Below are 22,725 nucleotides of genomic sequence, written 5' to 3'. Positions count from 1 at the left end.
TTTTTTCAGCGTATCCTGAGCTGCGCTTACTGCTGGATGTAACTCACCAGTTGCTCAATCGTTTGCGCCTGCTCATCCAGCGTGGCGCGCACCACGTCGCGCATCGACACCACGCCCATCACCGCACCGTGCTCCAGCACCGGCAAGTGGCGAATATTCTTGTCGCTCATCAGCGCCATGCACTGGTCTACCGTATGCTCCGGGCCCACGTAACACACCTTGTTGGTCATGATCTCGCCCACCAGGGTGCTGGCCGAGGTTTTGCCCTGCAACACCACCCGGCGGGCGTAGTCGCGTTCGGAAAAAATCCCGCACAGGCTCTCGCCGTTCATCACCAGCACGGCACCGATATTGTGTTCGGCCATGATTTGCAAAGTCTGGAACACGGTAGCTTCCAGCGGGACGCTGACAAAACCGGCAGGTTGTTTCTGTTGCAGCAGTTGGCGAACGGTCAACATGGTCAAATCCCCTTGAGATGGATGTTTCTGGTCGGTGTGCCGCGCACAAAAAAGAGCACGCGACAAGCGTGCTCTTGAGTTATAAGCGATATTTGCTTCGGATGCGCGAACAGATTTGGCATGCGATCCGGGACACTGCGCCAACGCCGCAGGCCGTCCGCTTTCGGCCAGCGGCAGTTTTTGGCTTAATCCGCCCGGATCATGGTGCCCACCCCGGCGTCGGTGAGAATTTCCAGCAGCAGCGCGTGCTTCACCCGGCCATCAATGATGTGTACCGACTGCACGCCATTTTTGGCCGCATCCAGCGCCGAGCTGATTTTTGGCAGCATGCCGCCGTGGATGGTGCCATCGGCAAACAGGCCGTCCACCTGGCTGGCGGTCAGGCCGGTGAGCAATTGGCCATCCTTGTCCAGCACGCCTTCGGTGTTGGTCATCAGAATCAGCTTTTCGGCACCCAGGGTTTCTGCCAGCTTGCCGGCCACCAGGTCGGCGTTGATGTTGTAAGCGGCACCATCGTGGCCGACGCCAATCGGGGCAATCACCGGAATAAAGTCGCGGGTGTCCATCAGCGCAATCAGGCTGGGGTCGATCGATTCGATTTCACCCACCTGGCCGATGTCGATGGATTCTTCGCCGTCGTCGGTTTTCAGAAACAGCTTGTGGGCGCGGATAAAGCTGCCGTCCTTGCCCGTCAGGCCCACGGCCTTGCCGCCGTGCTGATTGATCAGGCTGACGATTTCTTTGTTCACCAGGCCGCCCAGCACCATTTCCACCACGTCCATGGTTTCACTGTCGGTCACGCGCATGCCCTGGATGAACTCGCCCTGCTTGCCAATCCGGGACAGCAGCTGGTTGATTTGCGGGCCGCCGCCGTGGACCACCACCGGATTGAGCCCCACCAGCTTGAGCAGCACCACATCCTTGGCAAAGCCTTCTTTCAGGGCGTCGTCGGTCATGGCGTTGCCGCCGTACTTGATCACAATGGTTTTGCCGCTGAACTTGCGGATATAGGGCAGAGCCTCGGAGAGGATGGCCGCCTTGTCCTGGGCCAGATGCGGAGTGAGCGTCATGGGTGGTTTCCTGTCGCAAAGGGAAGGGAAGGGCGTATTGTAAACGCAACGCCGGCCAGGGTTTATCTGAATTTACATTTACCTATACCTTGCCGGCAGACGCCCCTTACTATAAAGTAAGTCTGATACTCTGAACGCATGGAACCCTCATGACGGCAATCCCCGCCACTCCTCCCGCCACGCGCTGGTCGCGCCGCAAAGATGTCCGCCCCGGCGAGATTCTGGAGGCTGCACTCAAGCTATTTGTCGAAAAAGGCTTTCGCGCCACCAAGATGGAAGACATCGCCCGCGAGGCCGGAGTGACCAAGGGCACGCCGTACCTGTACTACGAAAACAAGGAAGAAATTTTCAAGGCGGTGATCCGCGAGGGCATGCTGACCAAGTTTGACGAGCTCGAAGGCTTGTCCGGTCAGGATGAAGCCAGCGCCGAGGTGCGCCTGCGCCAGGTGATTTACCGCTGGTGGGAATCCATTGGCAATACCCGGCTGGCCGGGCTGTCCAAGCTGATGATTGCCGAAGCGGCCAATTTTCCCGAGCTGGCCAGTTTTTACCACGCCGAAGTGATTGTGCGCTGTCGCAATATGGTGCGCCATGTGCTGGAAGACGGGGTGGCACGCCAGGAGTTTCGTATTTTGAACATGGATCATGCGGTGGAAATTGTCATTGCCCCGCTGCTGCTGGCCATGGTGTGGAAGCATTCGTTTCATAATTTTGAATCGGCCAAGTTCGACATGCCGGCCCACCTGGACAATGTGCTGGATGTGCTGCTCAACGGGCTGAAAGTGCGCTGATTCAGACCCTCTGGCTCAAGTATTTAACGTTTGTTGCGGTCTGAAAGGTTGCCTGCGGGCAACTGCTCAGGCCGCTATGCTGTTCCAGATAAATGTTTTATAGTTTCACATAAACCCTGGCCGGCCAGGCCGCCCAGGGGCAATACCCACAACACGCACCCCCCCATTGAACACAAGGCGGAATATATCGCCCGTTTCTGTCTGATCACCTTCTGCGCCGGCAGGCCGCCTCGGCCAGCGCCAGAAGGGGTGACTACATGAAGGAAGAAGCAATGAAGTTTCATCATCTTGGGCTGGCTGGTCTGGCCGTGGGCCTGGTGTTGACCGGCTGCAGCAAACCCGCGCCACAGGCCGAAGCCGTGCGACCAGTGCGCAGTGTGGTGCTGGGCAGCGCCGCCGGACTGGCGGGCAGTTTTCACGCTGGCGAAATTCGCGCCCGCCATGAGGCGCGCCTGGCGTTTCGGGTGGGGGGCAAAGTGGTGGCCCGGCTGGTGGATGTGGGGGCCGAGGTCAAGGCGGGTCAGGCGCTGGCCCGACTGGAAAGCAACGATGTCGAGCTGGATCTGGCGGCGCGCCGGGCCAAGCTGGCCGCCGCCGAAGCCGACTGGAAGCAGAACGAAGCCGATATCCGGCGCTACCGCGAACTGCTGGCGCAAAACTTCATCAGCCAGGCCGAGTTTGACCGGCGCACCAGCGCGCTGGCAGCGGCCAAGGGCGGGTATCAGTCGGCGCTGGCCACGGCCCAGCTGGGGGAAAACCAGCAGCACTACACCACACTGAACGCCGATCGCGCCGGGGTGGTGACCTTTCTCGACGCCGAGGTGGGCCAGGTGGTGAATGCCGGCCAGGTGGTGGCGCGGGTGGCCGAACCTGGCCAGCGCGAGGCAGTGATTGCCGTGGCCGAATCGCAGCTGGCGGCGCTGCGCGCGGCCAGCGGCTTTGCCGTGCAGCTGGGCCAGAGCAGCAAACATTATCGCGGCAGCTTGCGTGAACTGTCGCCGGATGCCGACCCGGTGACGCGCACCTACACCGCCCGGATTGCCCTGAATGACGCCGATGGCGCGGTGCAGCTGGGCATGACTGCCAGAGTGTTTCCGCAAGGCAGCGGCCCGGTCGGGCTGAGCGTGCCGCTGAGCGCGGTGCTGGATGAAAACAACCGGCATTATCTGTGGGTGATCAGCGGCAAGGACGCCCAGGTCAAGCGCACTGAGGTGAAACTGGCGCAGGTCAGCAGCGACACCGCCTGGATTGCCAGCGGGGCACACACCGGCCAGGAAGTGGTGACTGCCGGCGTGCATTTGCTGCGTGACGGCCAGCCGGTGCGCCGGCTGACTGCCGACCCGGCGCAAGCGGTGGGGACCCAGGCCAAATGAAACGGATCAATCTCTCCGAATGGGCCATCCGCCACGCCTCGCTGGTGCGCTACCTGATGGTGATCCTGCTGATTGGCGGGGTGTGGTCGTACGGCAAGCTGGGGCAGAAGGAAGACCCCGAGTTCACCTTCAAGGCCATGCTGGTGCGCGTGGTGTGGCCAGGGGCCAGCACCGACGACATGCAGCTGCAAGTCACCGACCGGGTGGAAAAAAAGCTGATGGAACACCCGGATCTGGACTTTGTAAAAAGCTACACCAAGCCCGGCGAATCGGTGCTGATTGTCAACCTGAAGGAAAGCCTGCCGCCCAAGGATGTGCCCAACGCCTGGTATCAGGTACGCAAAAAGCTGGGCGATATTCGCCAGCAATTGCCCGCTGATATCAAGGGGCCGTTTTTCAACGATGAGTTTGGCGACACCTTCGGCAATATCTACGCCTTTACCGGCGACGGCCTGGGCTACGAAGACCTGCGCCGCTATGTCGAATACGTCAAGCGCGAGGCGCTGCGCCTGCCTGACGTGGCCAAGGCCGACATCATTGGCGAGCAGGAAGAAAAAATCTACCTGACCCTGGACACCGCCCGGCTGGCCGGGCTGGGCATGGACGTGCAGCAGCTGTGGAAAGCCCTGGCCGAGCAAAATGCCGTCACGCCAGCGGGCGCGATCGACACCGCCACCGACCATGTGCCGGTGCGGGTCAGCGGAGCCTTGTCCAGCGTGGAATCCGTGCGCGCGCTGTTGCTCAGCGCCAATGGCCGCAGTTTCCGGCTGGGCGATGTGGCCAGCGTCAGCCGTGGCTATGCCACCCCGCCCAGCTTTGCCATGCGCTTCAACGGCAAGCCGGCGCTGGGCCTGGCCATCAGCATGAAAAAGGGCGGCGACGTGATCAAGCTGGGCGAGACGCTGAACGCGCTGATGGCCCAGGTCAGCACCGAACTGCCGGTGGGCGTCAAGATCGACCCGGTGTCCGACCAGCCGCGTGTGGTGAAAAGCTCGGTCAACGAATTCATGCAGTCGCTGCTCGAAGCGGTGGTGATTGTGCTGGGCGTCAGTTTTGTCAGCCTGGGCTGGCGCACCGGCATTGTGGTGGCGCTGTCGATTCCGCTGGTGCTGGCGATTACCTTTCTGGCCATGTATTTCTTCAATATGGAGTTACAACGCATCTCGCTGGGGTCGCTGATTATCGCGCTGGGCCTGTTGGTGGACGATGCCATTATTGCGGTAGAAATGATGGCGCTGAAGCTGGAACAGGGCTGGAACCGGCTGAACGCCGCCACCTACGCCTACACCAGCACCGCCTTTCCGATGCTGACCGGCACGCTGATTACTGCCGCCACCTTTCTGCCGGTGGGGCTGGCCAAGTCCAATGCCGGTGAATACACCTTCAGCCTGTTTGCCGTGGTGGGTCTGGCGCTGGTGATTTCCTGGTTTGTTGCCGTGCTGTTCACCCCGTTCATCGGCCACAAGCTGCTGGCAGAACACCAGCCCGGTACCGAGCACGGCGTTCACGGCGATGTGTACGACAAGCCGTTTTATGTCCGCTTTCGCCGGCTGCTGGAATGGTGCCTGGACCATCGCAAAACCGTGATTGCCGCCACCTTTGCCGCCTTTGTGCTGTCGCTGGTGTGCTTCAAGCTGTTTGTGCAGCAGCAGTTTTTCCCGGCGTCCAGCCGGGTGGAGCTGCTGGTGGACTTCTGGCTGCCGCAAAGCGCCAGCTACGAAGCCACCGAGCGTGAAGTCAAGCACATGGAGGCCCTGCTCAAGAACGACGAGCGGATTGTGTCGATCACCAGCTACGTTGGCGGCGGCTCGCCGCGCTTTTATCTGCCGCTGGATCAGCAGCAACAGCATCTGAACTATGCGCAGATGATGATCATGACCCGCGACGAAAAAGTGCGCGACGGCGTCAAGCACAAGGTAGCCGAGCTGTTTGACCAGGGCTTTCCCAATGTGCGTGGCCGGGTGATCCGCCTGGAAAACGGCCCACCGGTGGGCTACCCGGTGCAATTCCGCGTGCTGGGCCCCGACCCTGGCCAGCTGCGCCAGATTGCCCGGCAGATGGAAGGCATGCTGCGTGATTATCCGGGCACCCGTCAGGTGAATAACGACTGGGGCGAACAGCTGCGAGTGATGCGCGTGGTGGTCGATCAGGACAAGGCGCGTGCGCTGGGCGTGTCCAGCCAGTCGCTGGCCCGCCAGCTGCAAATGTTGCTGTCGGGTGCCACGGTCAGCGATTTCCGCGAAGCCGACCGCTCGCTGGAAGTGATTGCCCGCCTGGGCTCCGATGAGCGCAGCAGCATTGAGCGCCTGCCGTCGCTGATGATCCAGACCGCCTCGGGCCGTTTTGTGCCAGTGGCGCAGCTGGCGCGGGTGGAATACCAGCCGGAGGAAAGCATTGTCTGGCGGCGCAACCGCCTGCCAACGCTGACCGTGCGCGCCGACGTGGTAGACGGCGTGCAGGCCGCCGATGTGGCCATTGCACTGTGGCCCAAGATGCAGGCGCTGGAAAAAACCCTGCCTGGCGGCTATCACATCGAACTGGGCGGCTCGCTGGAATCCAGCCAGAAATCGCAAACCGCGATTGCCGCTGTGCAACCGCTGATGCTGGTGGTGGTGATTTCATTGCTGATGTTCCAGCTGCACAGCTTCCAGCGCACCCTGCTGGTGCTGCTGACCGCGCCGCTGGGCATGATCGGGGTGACGCTGACGCTGATTGTCTTTGCCGCGCCGTTTGGCTTTGTTGCCATGCTTGGGGTGATTGCCCTGGCCGGGATGATCATGCGCAATTCGGTGATTCTGGTTGACCAGATCGAGCACGACATCCGCGAGGGCATCGACCGCTGGGAAGCAGTGATTGGCTCCACCGTGCGCCGCTTCCGCCCGATCATGCTCACCGCCGCTGCCGCTATTCTGGCCATGATTCCGCTCACCCGCAGCACCTTCTGGGGGCCGATGGCCGTGGCCATCATGGGCGGGCTGCTGGTCGCCACCATGCTGACACTGCTATTCTTGCCGGCGCTGTACGCGGCATGGTTCAAGGTTAAACGCCCGGCGTAAGTCGCCGGGCCTGACGGACACACTCCGGAGAAAGACATTCTCATGTGGACATGGAAACAGACCCTGCTGGCCACCACCCTGGCCAGCCTGTCCGCCCCGCTGCTGGCGCTGGATCTGATCGACGTGTGGCAGGCCGCCCGCCAGCACGACGCCGCCTACGCCTCGGCCCGCGCCAGCTGGGAAGCTGGCCAGGAAAAAGCCGTGCAGGGCCGTGCGCCGCTGCTGCCGCAACTGAACGCCAGCGGCGACTACACCCGCAACAAGGCCGAACGCCCGGCAGCGGTTGGCCGCTACCGCAGCGCCAGCGCCGGCGTGCAATTGACGCAAACCCTGTTTGACTGGGGCCGCTTTGCCGGGCTGGAAAAAGGCCGGCAAGCCACACTGATTGCCGATGACCAGCTGAAACATGCCGAACAGGAGCTGATCCTGCGCACCGCGCAGGCGTATTTTGACGTGCTGCTGGCCGAAGACACGCTGGAATTCACCCGTGCGGCCAAGGATGCCTACGCCAAACAGCTGGAACAGGCAAAAAAGTCGTTTGAAGTAGGCAGCGCCACCATCACCGACACCTACGAAGCCCAGGCCAGCTACGACTCCGCCGTGGCCAGCGAACTGGCGGCCATCAATGACCTGGAAGTCAAGCGCCACAAGCTTGCCCTCCAGGCCGGCGTGGACACCTCGCGGCTTGACCCGCTGAAGGCCAAGGTGGCGCTGGACTTGCCCAGCCCGGCGGATATTCCCAGCTGGGTGCGCCAGTCCGAAGATGGCAGCTATCCGCTGGCGATTCGGCGTAAACAGCTGATTGTGGCGCAAAAGGACGTGGACACCAGCCTGAGCGGCCATCTGCCCAGCGTCAGCCTGGTGGCCGGCTACAACGACCGCACCACCAGCCAGCTGGCCAGTGTGGATACCCGGGGCAGTTCAATCGGTGTGCAGATCACCCTGCCGATTTTTTCCGGCGGACTGACCCAGTCGAAAGTGCGCGAAGCCAAGGCGCTGGAAGAACAGGCGCGTCAGGATCTGGAAGACACCCGTCGCCAGGTCGAGCAAGCCACCCGTACCGCCTATCTGGGGGTGACCAGCGGTGCCGCGCAAGTCACCGCGCGTGAACAGGTACTGGCCTCCAGCAAAAGCCAGCTGGACGCCACCCGACTGGGCCGCGAAGTGGGGGTGCGCACCAGCGTGGACCTGCTCAACGCCGAACGCAAGGTGTATGAATCCCGCCGCGACCTGGCCCAGGCGCGCTACCAGTACCTGATGGCCCGCCTGCAACTGGCCGCCGCCGTCGGCCAGCTCAATCAGGAGGTGCTGGCCGGGGTGAACCAACTGCTGCAAGCGCGGACGACTCCGGTGCTGGCCAGCCAGCAAAAGCCACAGAAAAAGTAAGCAAAATCCCCCGTGCGTGCGACGCGCGGGCCGTCGGCGCGCAGTGGGTGCACGTGCCCACCGAGAGAAGCCATGGGGGCAGGCCATCGTCTATGTCAGCAACCTCAATGGCTTTCTGGTGAAGCTGTGCACGCCGGTGAGCCCGCCCCACTCAGGTCAGCGCAGCAAACAGCTTTTGCAAATACACACGACTACCGTCCCCCATAAACAGCACATGGCGGCTTTCCAAGCCTGCCTGTTTTTTTAGCGCCATGTTTGGCCGCCTCCCCACGCTTGCAGTTTTCCCACCCACTCGTTGAAGGCCGGGCATTTGGCTCGAATCGCATCCATGCCGGTAGCTTCAGCAATCAATGGGCCGTGCTCGGGCTTTGAGTAGCTACCATCGGGAAAGATGTTCAAAATCCGCTTGGACGGTGCCGTCTCAGGGCTGTCGTTGATGTCTTCCGGGCTTGGGAATGCCTGCGCCACCGCCATCAGCGCAGCTTTTACCTCTTCGCTCCAGCCGTCTTCTACCCACTCAAAGTCGATGGGGTTGGTGAATAATAAACCCTCGAACTCATGCATTTGCACATAGGGCAGCACATAGCGTGGGTTATAGCCCGTAGTCATGGCCTGGGCGGCTGCCCCGATGTCAGCTTCGAGCTGGGCGCGGGTGCGGCTTGCACGGTCTTGAAAACCGTAAAAATCCACCAGTGTGGAAACGCGGTCAGCCTCGCTATAATGCAAAGAGATTTTGTTGGCCAGCCGATCCACGGTGACGCGTCCGCCACGATGGCGCCCCGACCTGGCGCTCAACACCGTGCCATAGGCGCTGACGCCGCTGGGCCGCAGGTAGGGCTCCAGGCAGCGATTGACGAACTCCGCCTCGGTAGCACCTTCGCAGATAATGCACACCCGGATCATGCGCCCCTCCCTGCCTCTGCGGCATCTTCCCGCTGGACAGGCAGAGTGTCCCCCAACCAAGCCACGCCGCCTGTGGCCTGCTGCAACCAGATGTCAGAAAGCTGGTATTCCTCATCCAGCCAGCGCTGATAGTGCTTGCGCGGCAGGTTGCGCAGCACTGTCTCCCCATGATTGGCGCTGGCTACGATGATGTTTTCCAGCTCGAAGCAATCCACCAAATAAGGCGATTGCGTGGCGATAAAGATTTGCCGTTTTTTCGACAAACGCTTGAACATCTCCGCCACCAAAGTCATGGCATGCGGATGCAGGCCCAGCTCGGGCTCGTCGAAGAACATCACATTCGGCAGCCGCTCGGGCGGCAGGTTCAGCAAGGTCAACAGGCAGAACAGGCGCAGCGATCCATCTGACGTGAGATGCGAGCCAAACACCTTGTCGCTTTGCCTACCCTCCCAGCGCAACAGCACCTTGCCAGCCTCTTCTTCCAAGACAAAATCCTTGAACGCCGGCAAGACACGGCTAACCTGCTTGACGATCAGTTCATAGCGTTTGCCATCCGTATTGCGCAAATCCAGCAACACCGCCGCCAGATTGCCGCCATCCGAGCGCAGGCGGAACGACTCGGTGACATCCCAGCGCTTATGGATGTTCGCAAGAGGGGAAGTATCATGAAACTGGTAAGTGACACACCGGCTGAAAAAACGACAGAGGGCCTGCGCGCCTGAATCGTCAACCTCCGGCAACAGGGATTCCAGAGATGCACCGCCGAAGTGAGATGTCACCGCACTCACCGGAAATGCATTCTGCTCACGATGCCAATGCTCACCCCGAATCAACACGGAATCCTTGGCAGGGAGATAATCCAGCTCAAATCCATACTTGAAGCCCATGTCATCCAGTTCGGTGCAGACTTCTGCCCGAATGATTGGGGTGACGCGCGCGCCCATAAAAAACTGGTCATCACCGCCACCATGGCGCAGCACAAACTCTTGCAAGCTCTTCGTCCTGAGCATCCAGCTCAGCATCTCGAAAAAGCGAATCAAGGTGGATTTGCCTGCGCCATTGGCCCCGATCAGCACCGTCAACGGCGGCAGCACCAGGTTCTGAATATTTTTCAGACTGCGAAAACCTTCGATGGTGACCGAACAAATCCGGTCGGTTTTATTCGATAGCCTTGGGGCTGTCATTCAAACATCCTCCATTGAACGGGCGAAAGAGGGTTGAGTGCGCGTGGCGGAATCTGCTGATGGTAAGTGTTCACATAGCGCTCAAGCGTCGTTGCCAACTCAGCCGCTGAAGCAAATCGGGTCTGGCTTACCACCTGACTGATTCGGTGGCCATTGAAGCGCTCCACCATGCCGTTTGTCTGTGAGTGGCGTGGCGGGCACAGGCGGTGCTTGATGTTCAGCGCCGCACAGCGGACATCGCTGTCGCGCTGTTTCCACTTACGCGCGGTTGCCACACTGATGGTGTCGCGTTCGGCCAACTCAAGCAATGAGGCTGCTGAGTTCTTGATCTCAGCTCGCGCACGAGGGGTGACTCGGGCCTGGGCGTGGACTTCGCTCATGTCGATTGCTCCGCTTTCAAGGTTTCAATCAGACCACGCATCACGTCTCTTGCCAAGAAGAGTGGCCTGCCACGAATGGGGATATGATCACTCGGGATGAAGCAGATAGTCATCTCGACCACAGATTGCCCATCTTGCCGATTATTTCAGCACCCTGCATGATCCCGCCCCCCTGCCTGCCCGCCAAATCGCCGCCGATAGTCTGCCGGGGTACATTCCACCTCGCGGATGAACAGCCGGCGAAAGGCGCTGACATCGCTGTAGCCCACTCGCTGGGCAATCTCGCCCAGGCCCAGTGCGGTGGTTTCCAGCAGCCGGCGGGCGGCAAACAGGCGTAGTTTTTGCAGATAATGCAGCGGCGTATCGTCCAGCGCCAGACGAAAGCGTCGCATCAGCGTGCGTTCGCTGCAATTCACCGCGCTGGCCAAGGCGGCCAGGCGGAATGGTTGTTCCAGATGGGCGTGCAGCCAGCGCTGGCAATCGCTCACCATCGGGTCGTTGTGGCCGCTGTAGCTGGGCAGGCTGGTGTAAGGCGCTTGCGACGCCCGGTGTGGGTCGAGCAACAGCACGCGGGCGCAAGCCTGGGCGATATCGGGGCCGACCAGTCGTTCGATCAGGCGCAGCGCCAGGTCTAGGTAGGCGGTGGTGGCCCCGCTGCACAGCAGTTGCGGGCTGTCGGTCAGCAGCGCGTGCGGGCTTAGCCGCACTGCCGGGTAGCGGCGTTTGAACCAGCCGGCCAGCCACCAACTGATGGTAGCCGGCTGGTGGTCGAGCACACCGCTTTCTGCCAGCAATGCCACGCCGGTGCAACACCCGGCCAGCACATGCCCGGCAGCGTGCCACTGACGCAGTTGGGCAATCAATCCGGCTTGCTGCTGCAGGGTGTGTTCAAGGCTGGGGATGGTGCGGTAGATCAGACCGGGCACAATCAGCAGTTCGCCCGGCTGCACCTGGTCATAGCGTCCATCGGCGGCAAACTCCAGTCCGGATGAGGCGCGCACCGGCAAGCCATCCACGCTGAGCAACCGCCAGCGCAATACCGCCGACCCGCTGGCCGCCGCCTGAAAATTGGCGATGGCAAAGGCGTCAATCAACCCGGCCACACCGCTGGCAAAAAACTGTTCGGGCAACAGCAGGGCGATGGCCTTCATGGCTTGTCCATATTTGCGCGGAAAATGGCAATCCTGCCATTGGCACCTCATTCAGGGCAAGCCGGGAGACATACGGATGAATTCAGATACATTGTGTTGGCGACACGCCCCGTCAGCAAAAACCACTGGCTGAATTCCGGCCTGCCGGGAATGCCAGTTTTTCAGCGCCCGCGCATCTGTGCCGCCAGCGCCTGGCTGTCGGCCAGCAGACGGCCCAGGGTGGCGGCTTCATCGGCGATGGGTTCGGCGTTCACGCCTTCCAGGCTCAGGCGCAGCACTCGCAGCGGCTGGCTGGGCAACTCCTGGCCGGCCAGGAGTTGGTCAACATGTTCGGCCAGCTCATCCGGCGCATGGCAGTGGCGTGCGCCCAGCGCCAGTTGCAGTGCGGCCAGCTGGGCCGCTGGGCTGGCGTGGCTGGCGCAGCCGGCGTGGCGGGCCTGCAACTGGTGCGCCAGCCCGCGCTGCGGCGGCAGCAAGCTTTCCAGTACGCACTGCACTGCATCGCCTGCCGTCTGGCATTGCGCCGCCAGATGCAGCGCACGCTGGCGGCAGGCCTGGTTGCGGCCAGGGGTGGCGTCGATAAAGTCGCGGTCGGCCAGCACCACCACCAGCGGCAGGGTGTGGTCGGGATGCTGATGCAGCAAATGGTGCAGGGTGTCGGCCAGTTGCTGGGAATGGCTCAGATGGTGTTGCAGGCTCAGGTCGGACATGGTGGGCTCCTGGATTGAATAACTTTCGCGGGTTCGCGGTCAGGAGCCTGGGTGCAGGAAGTCTGGCGTGAAAAAACCAACCCCTAAAACACACACGCCGCCCAACCGGGGCGGCATGTGTGCGGGATTCGGCGCTGGCTTTCAGCAGAAAAACGCAAACAGGTGACGCCCGGAGTCGGTGCGCCACCAATAATACGAATGTGCGTTCAAAATGTGCTGTGCCATAGTGGGCTTATCTTCACCCGGCGGGTGGGGCGCTGTCAAGCTGCCTCAGCGGGTCAGGCCGCCACTTTTTCCCGTTTGTCCACCGTGCCTTCCAGCGTATACGCACAGGGAATGCTTTCCATCTCGGTCAGCAGCGTCATCACCTGGGCAGAGGCGCGCTCCATGCGCAGCAGCGACTGCTCGGCTTCCTTGCGGTCACCGATTTCCAGCGCCACCAGCGCGTGGCGGGCGTAGTCGTGCACCTGCTGGTGTGGTGTTTCCAGCTGGCGAAATGCCGGCAGGTCGCCACATTCCTGCTGACCGCGCCCCTGGTAGTACCATTTGCCCAGCCGACAGGTCTGGTGCGAGGCAATCGCGTCCGGGTTCAGGCTGTGATAGCCCATCACTGCCTTGTAGATTTCCAGCTTGAAAACGATATGGTCGAGCTTGACCACTTCCATGAAGCTGACATTGGCCCCATAGGCAATGGTTTGCGCCATGTCGTGGGTATCGTCCACCAGCCGGTGAATGCTGGCCGTGGTGCGCCCGCCGATTTCGCGATAGTGCAGGATTTGTTCGCTGGCTTCGTGCACCTGCTGCTTGGTGGCACCGGATGCCTGGGCGATGACTTCCACCAGGGTGTCGATTTCGCGGGTGGCGGCGGCGGTGCGTTCGGCCAGCTTGCGCACTTCGTCGGCCACCACGGCAAACCCCCGGCCTGATTCGCCGGCGCGGGCGGCTTCAATCGCGGCATTCAGCGCCAGCAGATTGGTCTGGTCGGCCACTTCCTTGATCAGCTGGACAAACTGGCGGATTTCGCCGGTCTTGCTGTCCAGCGTGTCCATGTGCTGGCGGGTTTCCTGCTGGGTGGCGGCAATATGGGTAAAGCTGTCGGTCAGCACATTGACCATGCTGCGGGTGCCGTGCAGCGTGGTGGCGGCATCGGCGGCGGTGACAAAGCAGCTGTCCATCCGCTCGGCCAGGGTGGAAAACGAGGCACGGATATCGACAATGCTCTGGCAGAATTCGGCAAACGGGTTGCGCAATATCCGGTTTTGTTCCACCTCGCCATACAGCCCCTGATACTGCTGCTGACTGCCGCTCAAGGCGGTCTGGGCGTCGTGCAGCTCGCGCTGCAGCACCCGGCGCTCTTCTTCCAGTATGGCCAGACGACTTTGCAGGTCGGCCACTTTTTTACGTCCAAACATGATCCACTCCGCTGGTCTGTTTGGCCATCTGCCGACCCTGACCAGTCTGATAAATTCGGCAGCCTGCCGATTGGGCAAAATAATAATTCACTTTATTTTAACATAGAGCATCGCTGGGCTGATGAATTTATCCCTGATAGAACAAGGGTTTCTTGGAGAGAAACGAAGCTTCGCATGGGTAAATCCACCGTAGGAATCGCCTGACAAGACGGAGAAGAATGCCGCATCAGGACCACAGAGAAGAGATGTCGGAAACGCGTCAGGCAAGAGGACAAGGCGAGGCTGGCTTATTTTGCCCCGCGCAAAAACTGCAGCAAATCGTTGCCGTGGCTGAACGCCACATTGAAGCGCAGCCACGGCGTAGCCGTCTGGTTCGGACGAAACAGGCAGCCTGGTGCCAGCAGGATGGCGTGGCTGCGCGCCGATTCGGCCAGACGCAACGGGTCGGGGCCGGCGTGGCCGGGGCTGGCCCAGACAAACAGGCCGCCCGCCGGGGTGGTGAACAACTGCCAGCCCAGCGTGGTGAACATGGCGTGGCTGGCGTCCTGGGCGCTGGCCAGCCGGGCTTTCAGCCGCTCCAGATTCTTGCGGTAGCGGCCATCGGTCAGCATGGCCAGCGCCAGGCGTTCGGCCAGGGTGGACGAGGTGAGCCCGGCAATCATCTTGGCGTGGGTCAGCGCGTCAATCAGCGCGGGCGCGGCGGTGACAAAGCCCACACGCAGGCCGGGCGACAGGGTTTTCGAGAAGCTGCCGATGTAAATCACCCGGTGCAGCCCTTCCATCGCCGCCAGGGTTTGCGTGCGCGTGGCCAGCAGCTCAGCCGAGACATTGTCTTCCACCACATAACAGCCGTATTGCTCGGCCAGTTGCAGCACCCGGTAGGCGGTGGCCGGGCTGTAGCTGGCACCGGTGGGGTTTTGCAGCCAGGGGTTGGTGAAAAATGCCTTGGGCTGATGGGTTTGCAGCAGGTGTTCCAGCGCGGTGGTGTCTGGCCCGTGCGGCGTCCACGGCACGCCCACCACGGTAAAGCCGCGCAGAGTCAGGCAGGACAGCAAATTACAGTAGCCAGGATCGTCCACCAGCACCACGTCGCCGGGGCGTGCCACGCAGCAGGCCACCAGATCCAGCGCCTGGCTGGCCCCCTGGGTGAGCAGGATATGTTCGGCCTGGGTGGCAATGCCGGCCTCGCCCAGCCAGTCTTCCAGATAGCGGCGCAGCGGCGCGTAGCCCTGCGGGTGGCCATACTCGGCCAGCGCGCTGTCGTAACGGGCAGCTTGCTTGAGCGCGCGCTGGCGGCTGTCGCGGTCAAACCACGCCGGCGGAAACCAGCCGCAACCGGCCTGCAGGGCGTGGGCGTCGGTTTCATACACATTGCGCGACAGCCAGTGCGCATCCACCGCCAGTTCCGTCACTTTTGGCCCGCGCTCGCGCACCGGTCGGCCACGGCGCTCCTGGACAAAAAACCCGGCCCCGCGCCGGGCGTGCAACACCCCCAGCGCCGCTAGTCGGTCGTAGGCTTCCACCACGGTGGATGGGCTGACGTGCAATTGCATGGCCAGCTGGCGGATTGACGGCACCCGGCTGCCGGGGCGCAGCTGGCGCTGGTCAATGCCGGCGCGCAGCTGGTCAACGATCTGTTCCACCAGCGGCTGTTCGCGCTGCAATGCTGTCCAGCAAAGTGTCATGCCTAATTTACCCATACAGTATCGATGCAATAAGCCATCACTGTACTGCCAACTGTATGGGTTTGTCGTCAAGATATTCCCCTGCTTCTGCGCACGCTGCTGCCGGCCAACCGGGCTGGACGCAGTGTGCGCCGCGCGCTGGATTCCCCCCGCCTGCCTGAATCTGACTTCTGGAGTGTTTCGATGACTGCAATGAATGCCCTGTGGATGCCGTTTACCGCCAACCGCCAGTTCAAGGCCAACCCGCGCATGCTGGTCAGCGCTGATGGCATGTATTACACCGATGCCGATGGCCGCCAGGTGCTGGACGGCTGCGCCGGACTATGGTGTGTGAACGCCGGCCATAACCGCCGCCCGATTGTCGAGGCCATTCAGCACCAGGCCGCCACGCTGGACTATGCGCCGCCGTTCCAGATGGGCCATCCGGTGGAATTCGAAGCCGCCGAGGCGCTGGCGGCGATGGCACCCAAGGGCTTGTCCAAGGTGTTTTTCTGCAACTCCGGCTCGGAAGCCGCCGACACCGCGCTGAAAATCGCCCTGGCCTACCACCGCGCGCGCGGCGACGCCGCCCGCATCAAGCTGATTGGCCGCGAACGTGGCTACCACGGGGTGAACTTTGGCGGTGTGGCGGTGGGTGGCATGGCCGGCAATCGCAAGCATTTTCCGGCGTCGCTGCCCTGTGTGGACCACCTGCGCCACCCGCTGGACATTGCCCGTAATGCTTTCAGCCGGGGCGAGCCGGAATTTGGCATCGAGCTGGCCGACGAGCTGGAGCAGCGCATTGTTACCCTGCACGACCCGTCCACCATTGCGGCGGTGATTGTCGAGCCGATGCAAGGCTCCACTGGGGTGATTTTGCCGCCCAAGGGTTATTTGAAGCGCCTGCGCGAAATCTGCGACCGCCACGGCATTTTGCTGATTTTTGATGAAGTGATCACCGGCTTTGGCCGCCTGGGTGCCGACTGGGCCGCCAACCGCTTTGACGTGCTGCCAGACATCCTGACCTGCGCCAAGGGCCTGACCAATGGCTGCGTGCCAATGGGCGCGGTGCTGGTCAAACCGGAAATTCACGATGCTTTCATGGCCGCCGCGCCGGAATACGCCATTGAGTTTCCGCATGGCTACACCTATTCCGGCCATCCGCTGGCGGCAGCGGCGGCGCTGGCCACGCTCAAGCTGTATGAAGACGAACAACTGTTTGCCCGTGCGGCAGCCCTGCAGGATGTGTTCATGGACACGGCCCTGTCGCTGCAAAGCGCGTCGGGGGTGAAGGATGTGCGCACGCTGGGCCTGGTGGCCGGCATTGAGCTGACGCCATGGGCGGGCAAGCCGGCTGGCGCGCGCGGGTATGCGGTGTTTCAGGCGTGCTGGGAGCGCGGGGTGATGGTGCGTTTTACCGGGGACACGATTGCGGTGTCGCCGCCGTTGATTATTGAGCCGGCGCAGATTGCGCACTTGTTTGCGGTGGTGGCGGAGGCGGTGGAGGGGTGTCGTTGAGACAGAAAGAGGGCGGTGTGCCGCGCTGATGCGCGGGGCGGCTGGAGTTTGATTTAAAGCGGGAGTTCGTCCCGCAGCCGACCTCCTTTCTTTGCTTCGCCAAAGAAAGGAGGCAAAGAAAGGCGACCCGGGACGCCCGCCCTTCGGGTGCCCTGCGCTTCTCGACAGTCAGGGCCGGCCCGGAAACTCGCGTCGGCTATGCCGCCGCTCAAACAACCGTGCCGGACAGCCCCCTGACTGTCTGCGATGCTCGGCGGGCTTTACGGGGGGTAAAGCGGTTAAGCGCGACGAGCAGCGCTTTGTATCAGCATGGGAATGCCGGAGAAAATCGTCGTCCCTTCGCAGGCGGGGAAACTGGCTTTTCCCGCCGTGTGTTAAGCATGAGCCGACGTCACACCGTGGCGAGTGTCTGGATTCCCGCCTGCGCGGGAATGACGGTGTGGGGCGCAACGGGTGGAGCATAAATAAACGCGACGGGTGGAGGGTGAATGGACATGGCGGAGCAATGGCGTAGCACAGCAGTGGCGTCACGCTGGCCGATTGACACCCTCCGCCGCGTCGTCCCCGCGCAGGCGGGGACCCAGGCAAGCCTCCACGGCGTGCAGGAGGGGAGGCTGGCTTTTGCCGGTATTTGTTGAGCATTCACCCGTACCACAACGTGGCGAGTGCCTGGATTCCCGCCTGCGCGGGAATGACGGAGTGGGGCGCAACGGGTGGTGCATAAATAAACGCGACGGGTGGAGGGTGAATGGACATGGCGGAGCAATGGCGTAGCACAGCAGTGGCGTCACGCTGGCCGATTGACACCCTCCGCCGCGTCGTCCCCGCGCAGGCGGGGACCCAGGCAAGCCTCCACGGCGTGCAGGAGGGGAGGCTGGCTTTTGCCGGCATTTGTTGAGCATTCACCCGTACCACAACGTGGCGAGTGTCTGGATTCCCGCCTGCGCGGGAATGACGGAGTGGGGCGCAACGGGTGGAGCATAAATAGACGCGACGGGTGGAGGGTGAATGGACATGGCGGAGCAATGGCGTAGTACACCAGTGGCGTCACGCTGGCCGATTGACACCCTCCGCCGCGTCGTCCCCGCGCAGGCGGGGACCCAGGCAGGTCTCCACGGCGTGCCGACGGGGAGGCTGGCTTTTGCCAGCATTTGTTGAGCATGAGCAGGTACCACGCCGTGGCGAGTGCCTGGATTCCCGCCTGCGCGGGAATGACGGAGTGGGGCGCAACGGGTGGTGCATAAATAAACGCGACGGGTGGAGGGTGAATGGACATGGCGGAGCAATGGCGTAGCACAGCAGTGGCGTCACGCTGGCCGATTGACACCCTCCGCCGCGTCGTCCCCGCGCAGGCGGGGACCCAGGCAAGCCTCTACGGCGTGCCGACGGGGAAACAGGCTTTTGCCAGCATTTGTTGAGCATTCACCCGTACCACACCGTGGCGAGTGTCTGGATTCCCGCCTGCGCGGGAATGACGAGGTGGAGCGCGATGAGCGGTGCATGGAGCGCGGTAATCGTGCCAAGCGCCCAAAATCCGCTGTGAAGATAAGAATTTCCCCATCGCCAGCTGGTGGTGGGATGGTGATGATTTGCGATGGAGTGTTCCCCAGCATGAAACAGATTCCGCATTATTGGGCAGGTGAGCGCACCTTGGGTGAGGGCGCGCGGTGGGCGCGGGTGTTTGACCCGGCCTTGGGTGAGGCAGTGGCTGAGGTGCCGTTGGCCAGTGTGGCTGATGTGCAGGCTGCCATGGCCGCCGCGCAGGCGGCGTGGCCAGCCTGGGCCGCCACCCCGCCGCTGAAGCGGGCGCGGGTGATGTTCCGTTTCAAGGAAATTCTGGAAGCCCGCCAGTTGCAACTGGCCGAATGCATCAGCCGTGAACACGGCAAAGTGGTCAGCGACGCGCTGGGCGAGGTCACCCGTGGTCTGGAGGTGGTGGAGTTTGCCTGCGGCATTCCGCATTTGCTCAAGGGTGATTACACCGAGGAAGTGGGCTCGGGCATTGACAGCTACGCCACCCGCCAGCCGCTGGGGGTGGTGGCCGGCATCACGCCGTTCAATTTTCCGGCCATGGTGCCGTTGTGGATGATCCCGGTGGCGCTGGCCTGCGGCAACTGCTTTGTGCTCAAGCCGTCCGAGCGCGATCCGTCGGCCAGTCTGTTGCTGGCTGACTGGCTGGCCGAGGCCGGCTTGCCGGCTGGGGTGTTCACTGTGCTGCACGGCGACAAGACCGCCGTGGATGCGCTGCTGGCCCACCCGGACGTGCAGGCGGTGAGCTTTGTCGGCTCGACACCGATTGCCCGCTATATCTACGAAACCGGCGCGCACCACGGCAAGCGCGTGCAGGCGCTGGGCGGGGCCAAGAATCATATGGTGGTGATGCCGGACGCCGACCTGGAGCTGACCGTAGACGCGCTGATGGGCGCGGCGTATGGCTCAGCCGGCGAGCGTTGCATGGCCATTTCGGTGGCCTTGGCGGTGGGTGAGGTGGGCGATGCGCTGGTGGCGCAGCTGGCCGAGCGGGTGCGTGCGCTGAAGGTCAACGCTGGCACAGTGCCCGATGCCGAAATGGGCCCGCTGATCACCGCCGAGCACCGCGCCAAGGTGGCCGGCTATATCGACAGCGGCGTGGCCGAAGGCGCGCAACTGGTGGTGGATGGCCGCACGCTGAGCGTGCCCGGCTGCGAGCAGGGCTTCTTTTTGGGTGGCACGCTGTTTGACCACGTCACCCCGGAGATGACCATTTACCGCGAAGAAATTTTTGGCCCGGTACTGGCCGTGGTGCGGGTGGCCAGCTTTGAGCAGGCGCTGCAATTGATCAACGATCACCCGTATGGCAACGGCACCAGCCTGTTCACCCGCGACGGTGCCACTGCGCGCGCTTTTGCCCATCGGGTTCAGGCCGGCATGGTGGGGGTGAATGTGCCGATTCCGGTACCGATGGCGTTTCACAGCTTTGGTGGCTGGAAAGCGTCACTGTTTGGCGACCAGCACGTTCATGGCATGGAGGGTGTGCGCTTCTACACCCGGCTGAAAACCGTCACCACCCGCTGGCCGCAGCGTGCCAGCGGTGCGGAATTTGTCATGCCCACCATGAAGTAAGCGCACTGCATGCCGGCGGCGTACCGGGAAGTCCGCTGTCGGAAAACGTTTCCCTTGAGAGTTGGGCCCGCCGTCATGGCGGGCTTTTTTTATGCGCCACGCCGTCAGATCCTCAGATTGCAGCGCAAGGCCGCAGACATGGCAAGGTCGCGCAACAACGCCAGGAGGGGGGCTACGCTTACCCGTCCAACTGGCCCAGCAACTGGTGCAAACCCTCGGTCAGCGCCTGCACCGAACCGGCCATGTCCCAGTCGTCGTGCCCCGGTGCCACCACATTGGAAATGGCGCGCAGCTGCAAAAAGCGGACATTTTCCTGCAGGCAGACATGAAAGAATGCGGCACCTTCCATGTTTTCAATGTCCACCGCCGCACTGTTCACAAACGGTGCCATTGCCGCGTTCAATGACAGGCTGCGCGCCAGCTGAAAACCGCTGACGGCTTCAACATGCGGACAGCGCAGGGTGTGGCGACGTGCAAAGTCCATGTCCAGCGGCAGCTCGGCCAGATGGGTAAAGCCCTGTGGGGTAAAGAACCCCAGATCGCCTTCCACTTCCGACGCCACCAGCGCCATCTGACCAATCGACAGCGCGGCATGCGGGTACACCCCGGCAATCCCGGCCAGAATCAGCCAGTCCGGGCGTTCCTGGTGAATCAGCTTGCCCGTGGCGTAGGCGGTGGCGGTCAGCCCGACGCCGGAAATCACGCTGCGCACCCTGGGGTGCTGAAACTGGCTGGCCTCGGTGGCGGTGGGAAACAGGACGGTGATGGTCATCGGAGGGTCCGCTGCATGCGCAAAGCCGCATTGTACGGCACAGGCAAAGTCGATGAGAAACGGCCCGCTAGGCGGGCCGTGAGCGGCAAGGAATGGTCGGTGGTCAGTTTAAATCTCGCTCAGCACCTCATCCATCGGCAAACGCGATTTTGGCAGCGCCGCATTGAAATCATCCGCCGCCCGATAGCCCAGCGCCACCACCACCACGGCAGAAAGCCCCTTGGCGCGCAGATCCAGCGCATCGTTGAGCAGCTTCACGTCAAAGCCTTCAATCGGGCAAGCGTCAATTTCCAGCGCGGCGGCACCCAGCAGCAGTGTGCCTAGCGCCAGATACACCTGTTTTTCCATCCAGTGCTGCGCGTCTTTCAGGTCAAAGCGGTGCATATTGGCAAAATAAGTGCGGCCATTGTTTTGCCCAGCCTTGGCTTCCGCCGTGGCAAAGCGGCCATCCTGATCTTCCTGCGCCAGCAGGCGGGCCAGATGCGCTTCGTTGATTTCGCTGCGCGCACACAACACCACCACATGCGACGCGTTTTGCACCTTGGCGGCGTTGAACACATAAAACCCGCTGGTGGCCTCGGCCACCTTGGCCTTGCCGGCGTCACTGCTGGCCAGCACAAAGTGCCACGGCTGCGAATTGGTCGACGACGGGCTGTAGCGCAGCAGGGTTTTCAGCTGCTCCACCTGCTCGGCGGGAATCTTGCGGCTGGGGTCAAACGACTTGGTGGTGTAGCGGCGGGTGGCAAGCTGGGCAATATTCATGGCAAACCTCGACAGGATGGCAAAAGAAGAACACGACAGCCCGCAGTGTGCGCGATTTTACTTTCCAGATAAACTTGCCAATCAGCAATTCACTTTCAACAGGAACTTGAAAATGCGCGGCATGCAGGATCTGGAAGTGTTTGTCCGCACCGCCGAGCGCGGCAGCGTGTCGGCGGCGGCGCGCGAACTGGGGTTGTCGCCTGCCGTGGCCAGCCTGGCAATCAAGCGGCTGGAAGATGAGCTGGACAGCGTGCTGTGCCTGCGTTCCACCCGCAGCCTGCGCCTGACCCAGGCCGGTGAGCGGTTTTTAACCCACGCCCGCCAGTTGCTGGACACCTACCAGCAAGCCCGCGCTGCGCTGCACCCGGATGGCGCGCTGCTGCGCGATTCGCTGCACCTGTCGATGCCATCGGATTTTGGTCGCAACCTGGCGCTGGGCTGGCTTGACCAGTTTCAGCAGCAACACCCCGATGTGCAGCTGCGCCTGAGCGTATCCGACCGGTTGAGCGACATGTACCGCGAGCCGGTAGACCTGGCCATCCGCTTTGGCCAGCCGCCTGATTCCAGCCTGGTGGCGCTGCCACTGGCCGCCGACTGCCGGCGCATGCTGTGTGCCTCGCCGGACTATCTGGCCCGCCATGGCCAGCCGGACAGCCCGCAGGCGCTGACCGGGCATAACTGCCTGTGCTTCATGATTGGCGAGCGGCTGCATGACCGCTGGCACTTCTGGCGCGATGGCCAGCTGCACACCCAGCAAGTGCATGGCGACCGCAGCGCCGACGACGCCGACGTGGTGCGCCGCTGGGCCGTGGCTGGCCATGGCATTATCTACAAATCCCAGCTCGACCTTGCCCCCGACCTGGCCGCTGGCCGGCTGGTCAGCCTATGCCACGACTGGCAGGGCGAACCTGCACCGCTGTACATGCTGTGCGCCGACCGCCGCCAGCTGTCGCCTACCGTGCGTCTGCTGCGCGAGTTTTTGCAGGAGAAGTGTCAGGGGCTATTGGCTGGCGTGCGCTGAAGACATGGTGCG

The 22,725-nt window shown here is 62.4% G+C and carries 17 protein-coding genes and 2 pseudogenes; 7 read left to right on the top strand and 12 right to left on the bottom strand.

Features of this window, described 5'->3' with window-relative positions:
• Positions 1-26 precede the first annotated feature (26 nt).
• Together BXU06_RS16250 and argB are read right to left on the bottom strand one after the other, a co-directional pair.
• On the bottom strand, positions 27-458 hold the full coding sequence (locus tag BXU06_RS16250; protein ID WP_077302037.1) for a CBS domain-containing protein: 432 nt from the start codon (positions 456-458) through the stop codon (positions 27-29).
• Between the two features lie 185 nt (positions 459-643).
• Positions 644-1,528 carry an acetylglutamate kinase gene (gene argB, locus BXU06_RS16245; protein ID WP_077302034.1) on the bottom strand — a complete coding sequence of 295 codons (885 nt, stop codon included), beginning with the start codon at positions 1,526-1,528 and terminating at the stop codon, positions 644-646.
• Between the two features lie 149 nt (positions 1,529-1,677).
• Between argB and BXU06_RS16240 the strand changes: the two genes are divergently transcribed.
• The 4 genes from BXU06_RS16240 to BXU06_RS16225 all read left to right on the top strand — a co-directional run bounded on the left by BXU06_RS16240 (position 1,678) and on the right by BXU06_RS16225 (position 8,134).
• Complete coding sequence (locus BXU06_RS16240; RefSeq protein WP_077302031.1) at positions 1,678-2,319, top strand: TetR/AcrR family transcriptional regulator; 642 nt, start codon at positions 1,678-1,680, stop codon at positions 2,317-2,319.
• 257 nt (positions 2,320-2,576) lie between these two features.
• Complete coding sequence (locus BXU06_RS16235; protein WP_253189485.1) at positions 2,577-3,692, top strand: efflux RND transporter periplasmic adaptor subunit; 1,116 nt, start codon at positions 2,577-2,579, stop codon at positions 3,690-3,692.
• Positions 3,689-6,748, top strand: a complete 3,060-nt coding sequence (locus tag BXU06_RS16230) for an efflux RND transporter permease subunit (protein WP_077302025.1) — start codon at positions 3,689-3,691, stop codon at positions 6,746-6,748. The genes BXU06_RS16235 and BXU06_RS16230 overlap by 4 nt, the downstream gene beginning before the upstream one ends.
• A gap of 42 nt (positions 6,749-6,790) precedes the next feature.
• Positions 6,791-8,134 carry a TolC family outer membrane protein gene (locus BXU06_RS16225; protein ID WP_077302022.1) on the top strand — a complete coding sequence of 448 codons (1,344 nt, stop codon included), beginning with the start codon at positions 6,791-6,793 and terminating at the stop codon, positions 8,132-8,134.
• A gap of 243 nt (positions 8,135-8,377) precedes the next feature.
• Here the strand turns inward: BXU06_RS16225 and BXU06_RS16220 are convergent, their stop codons facing one another.
• The 8 genes and pseudogenes from BXU06_RS16220 to BXU06_RS16190 form a co-directional block, all read right to left on the bottom strand.
• A complete protein-coding gene (locus BXU06_RS16220; protein ID WP_077302019.1) occupies positions 8,378-9,037 on the bottom strand; it encodes a DUF4276 family protein in 660 nt (219 codons plus the stop codon).
• On the bottom strand, positions 9,034-10,221 hold the full coding sequence (locus BXU06_RS16215) for an AAA family ATPase (RefSeq protein ID WP_077302016.1): 1,188 nt from the start codon (positions 10,219-10,221) through the stop codon (positions 9,034-9,036). The genes BXU06_RS16220 and BXU06_RS16215 overlap by 4 nt, the downstream gene beginning before the upstream one ends.
• Positions 10,222-10,235: 14 nt before the next feature.
• Positions 10,236-10,460, bottom strand: a pseudogene (locus tag BXU06_RS18295) (integrase core domain-containing protein); the annotation flags it as partial.
• A gap of 287 nt (positions 10,461-10,747) precedes the next feature.
• Complete coding sequence (locus tag BXU06_RS16205) at positions 10,748-11,752, bottom strand: GlxA family transcriptional regulator (RefSeq protein ID WP_171982253.1); 1,005 nt, start codon at positions 11,750-11,752, stop codon at positions 10,748-10,750.
• Positions 11,753-11,913: 161 nt separating this feature from the next.
• On the bottom strand, positions 11,914-12,462 hold the full coding sequence (locus BXU06_RS16200; protein ID WP_077302007.1) for a hypothetical protein: 549 nt from the start codon (positions 12,460-12,462) through the stop codon (positions 11,914-11,916).
• Between the two features lie 278 nt (positions 12,463-12,740).
• Positions 12,741-13,127 carry a CZB domain-containing protein gene (locus BXU06_RS18290; protein ID WP_256364080.1) on the bottom strand — a complete coding sequence of 129 codons (387 nt, stop codon included), beginning with the start codon at positions 13,125-13,127 and terminating at the stop codon, positions 12,741-12,743.
• 84 nt (positions 13,128-13,211) lie between these two features.
• A pseudogene (locus tag BXU06_RS18285) lies at positions 13,212-13,466 on the bottom strand (methyl-accepting chemotaxis protein); the annotation flags it as partial.
• Between the two features lie 695 nt (positions 13,467-14,161).
• The gene (locus BXU06_RS16190; protein ID WP_150125248.1) at positions 14,162-15,559 is read right to left on the bottom strand and encodes a PLP-dependent aminotransferase family protein; all 1,398 of its coding nucleotides are present in this window, start codon (positions 15,557-15,559) and stop codon (positions 14,162-14,164) included.
• A 183-nt stretch (positions 15,560-15,742) separates the two neighbouring features.
• On the opposite strand from BXU06_RS16190, the gene BXU06_RS16185 reads away from it, so the two are divergent.
• Positions 15,743-17,056, top strand: coding sequence for an aspartate aminotransferase family protein (locus tag BXU06_RS16185; protein WP_253189484.1), 1,314 nt, complete (start codon positions 15,743-15,745; stop codon positions 17,054-17,056).
• Between the two features lie 1,611 nt (positions 17,057-18,667).
• A complete protein-coding gene (locus BXU06_RS16180) occupies positions 18,668-20,158 on the top strand; it encodes a CoA-acylating methylmalonate-semialdehyde dehydrogenase (RefSeq protein WP_077301998.1) in 1,491 nt (496 codons plus the stop codon).
• Positions 20,159-20,336: 178 nt separating this feature from the next.
• On the opposite strand, the gene BXU06_RS16175 is transcribed toward BXU06_RS16180, so the two are convergent.
• Together BXU06_RS16175 and nfsB are read right to left on the bottom strand one after the other, a co-directional pair.
• Positions 20,337-20,930 (bottom strand): purine phosphorylase, encoded by a 594-nt coding sequence (locus BXU06_RS16175; protein WP_077301995.1) that lies wholly within the window; start codon positions 20,928-20,930, stop codon positions 20,337-20,339.
• A 108-nt stretch (positions 20,931-21,038) separates the two neighbouring features.
• Positions 21,039-21,692, bottom strand: a complete 654-nt coding sequence (nfsB, locus tag BXU06_RS16170; protein ID WP_077301993.1) for an oxygen-insensitive NAD(P)H nitroreductase — start codon at positions 21,690-21,692, stop codon at positions 21,039-21,041.
• Positions 21,693-21,804: 112 nt separating this feature from the next.
• On the opposite strand from nfsB, the gene BXU06_RS16165 reads away from it, so the two are divergent.
• Positions 21,805-22,713: a LysR family transcriptional regulator gene (locus BXU06_RS16165; protein ID WP_077302985.1), complete on the top strand. Its 909-nt coding sequence runs from the start codon at positions 21,805-21,807 to the stop codon at positions 22,711-22,713.
• The last annotated feature ends 12 nt before the right edge of the window (positions 22,714-22,725 follow it).

The organism is Aquaspirillum sp. LM1 (assembly GCF_002002905.1).
GTDB lineage: Bacteria > Pseudomonadota > Gammaproteobacteria > Burkholderiales > Aquaspirillaceae > Rivihabitans.
Note: the sequence above shows the minus strand (reverse complement) of the source record. Positions and strands in the feature narration are given on the sequence as shown.

What these genes read in the sequence shown, in the direction of transcription:
- BXU06_RS16250 (WP_077302037.1), bottom strand. Translation starts at nt 458, where the DNA reads ATGTTGACCGTTCGCCAACTGCTGCAACAGAAACAACCTGCCGGTTTT.
- argB (WP_077302034.1), bottom strand. Translation starts at nt 1,528, where the DNA reads ATGACGCTCACTCCGCATCTGGCCCAGGACAAGGCGGCCATCCTCTCC.
- BXU06_RS16240 (WP_077302031.1), top strand. Translation starts at nt 1,678, where the DNA reads ATGACGGCAATCCCCGCCACTCCTCCCGCCACGCGCTGGTCGCGCCGC.
- BXU06_RS16235 (WP_253189485.1), top strand. Translation starts at nt 2,577, where the DNA reads ATGAAGGAAGAAGCAATGAAGTTTCATCATCTTGGGCTGGCTGGTCTG.
- BXU06_RS16230 (WP_077302025.1), top strand. Translation starts at nt 3,689, where the DNA reads ATGAAACGGATCAATCTCTCCGAATGGGCCATCCGCCACGCCTCGCTG.
- BXU06_RS16225 (WP_077302022.1), top strand. Translation starts at nt 6,791, where the DNA reads ATGTGGACATGGAAACAGACCCTGCTGGCCACCACCCTGGCCAGCCTG.
- BXU06_RS16220 (WP_077302019.1), bottom strand. Translation starts at nt 9,037, where the DNA reads ATGATCCGGGTGTGCATTATCTGCGAAGGTGCTACCGAGGCGGAGTTC.
- BXU06_RS16215 (WP_077302016.1), bottom strand. Translation starts at nt 10,221, where the DNA reads ATGACAGCCCCAAGGCTATCGAATAAAACCGACCGGATTTGTTCGGTC.
- BXU06_RS16205 (WP_171982253.1), bottom strand. Translation starts at nt 11,752, where the DNA reads ATGAAGGCCATCGCCCTGCTGTTGCCCGAACAGTTTTTTGCCAGCGGT.
- BXU06_RS16200 (WP_077302007.1), bottom strand. Translation starts at nt 12,462, where the DNA reads ATGTCCGACCTGAGCCTGCAACACCATCTGAGCCATTCCCAGCAACTG.
- BXU06_RS18290 (WP_256364080.1), bottom strand. Translation starts at nt 13,127, where the DNA reads ATGGAAGTGGTCAAGCTCGACCATATCGTTTTCAAGCTGGAAATCTAC.
- BXU06_RS16190 (WP_150125248.1), bottom strand. Translation starts at nt 15,559, where the DNA reads ATGACACTTTGCTGGACAGCATTGCAGCGCGAACAGCCGCTGGTGGAA.
- BXU06_RS16185 (WP_253189484.1), top strand. Translation starts at nt 15,743, where the DNA reads ATGACTGCAATGAATGCCCTGTGGATGCCGTTTACCGCCAACCGCCAG.
- BXU06_RS16180 (WP_077301998.1), top strand. Translation starts at nt 18,668, where the DNA reads ATGAAACAGATTCCGCATTATTGGGCAGGTGAGCGCACCTTGGGTGAG.
- BXU06_RS16175 (WP_077301995.1), bottom strand. Translation starts at nt 20,930, where the DNA reads ATGACCATCACCGTCCTGTTTCCCACCGCCACCGAGGCCAGCCAGTTT.
- nfsB (WP_077301993.1), bottom strand. Translation starts at nt 21,692, where the DNA reads ATGAATATTGCCCAGCTTGCCACCCGCCGCTACACCACCAAGTCGTTT.
- BXU06_RS16165 (WP_077302985.1), top strand. Translation starts at nt 21,805, where the DNA reads ATGCGCGGCATGCAGGATCTGGAAGTGTTTGTCCGCACCGCCGAGCGC.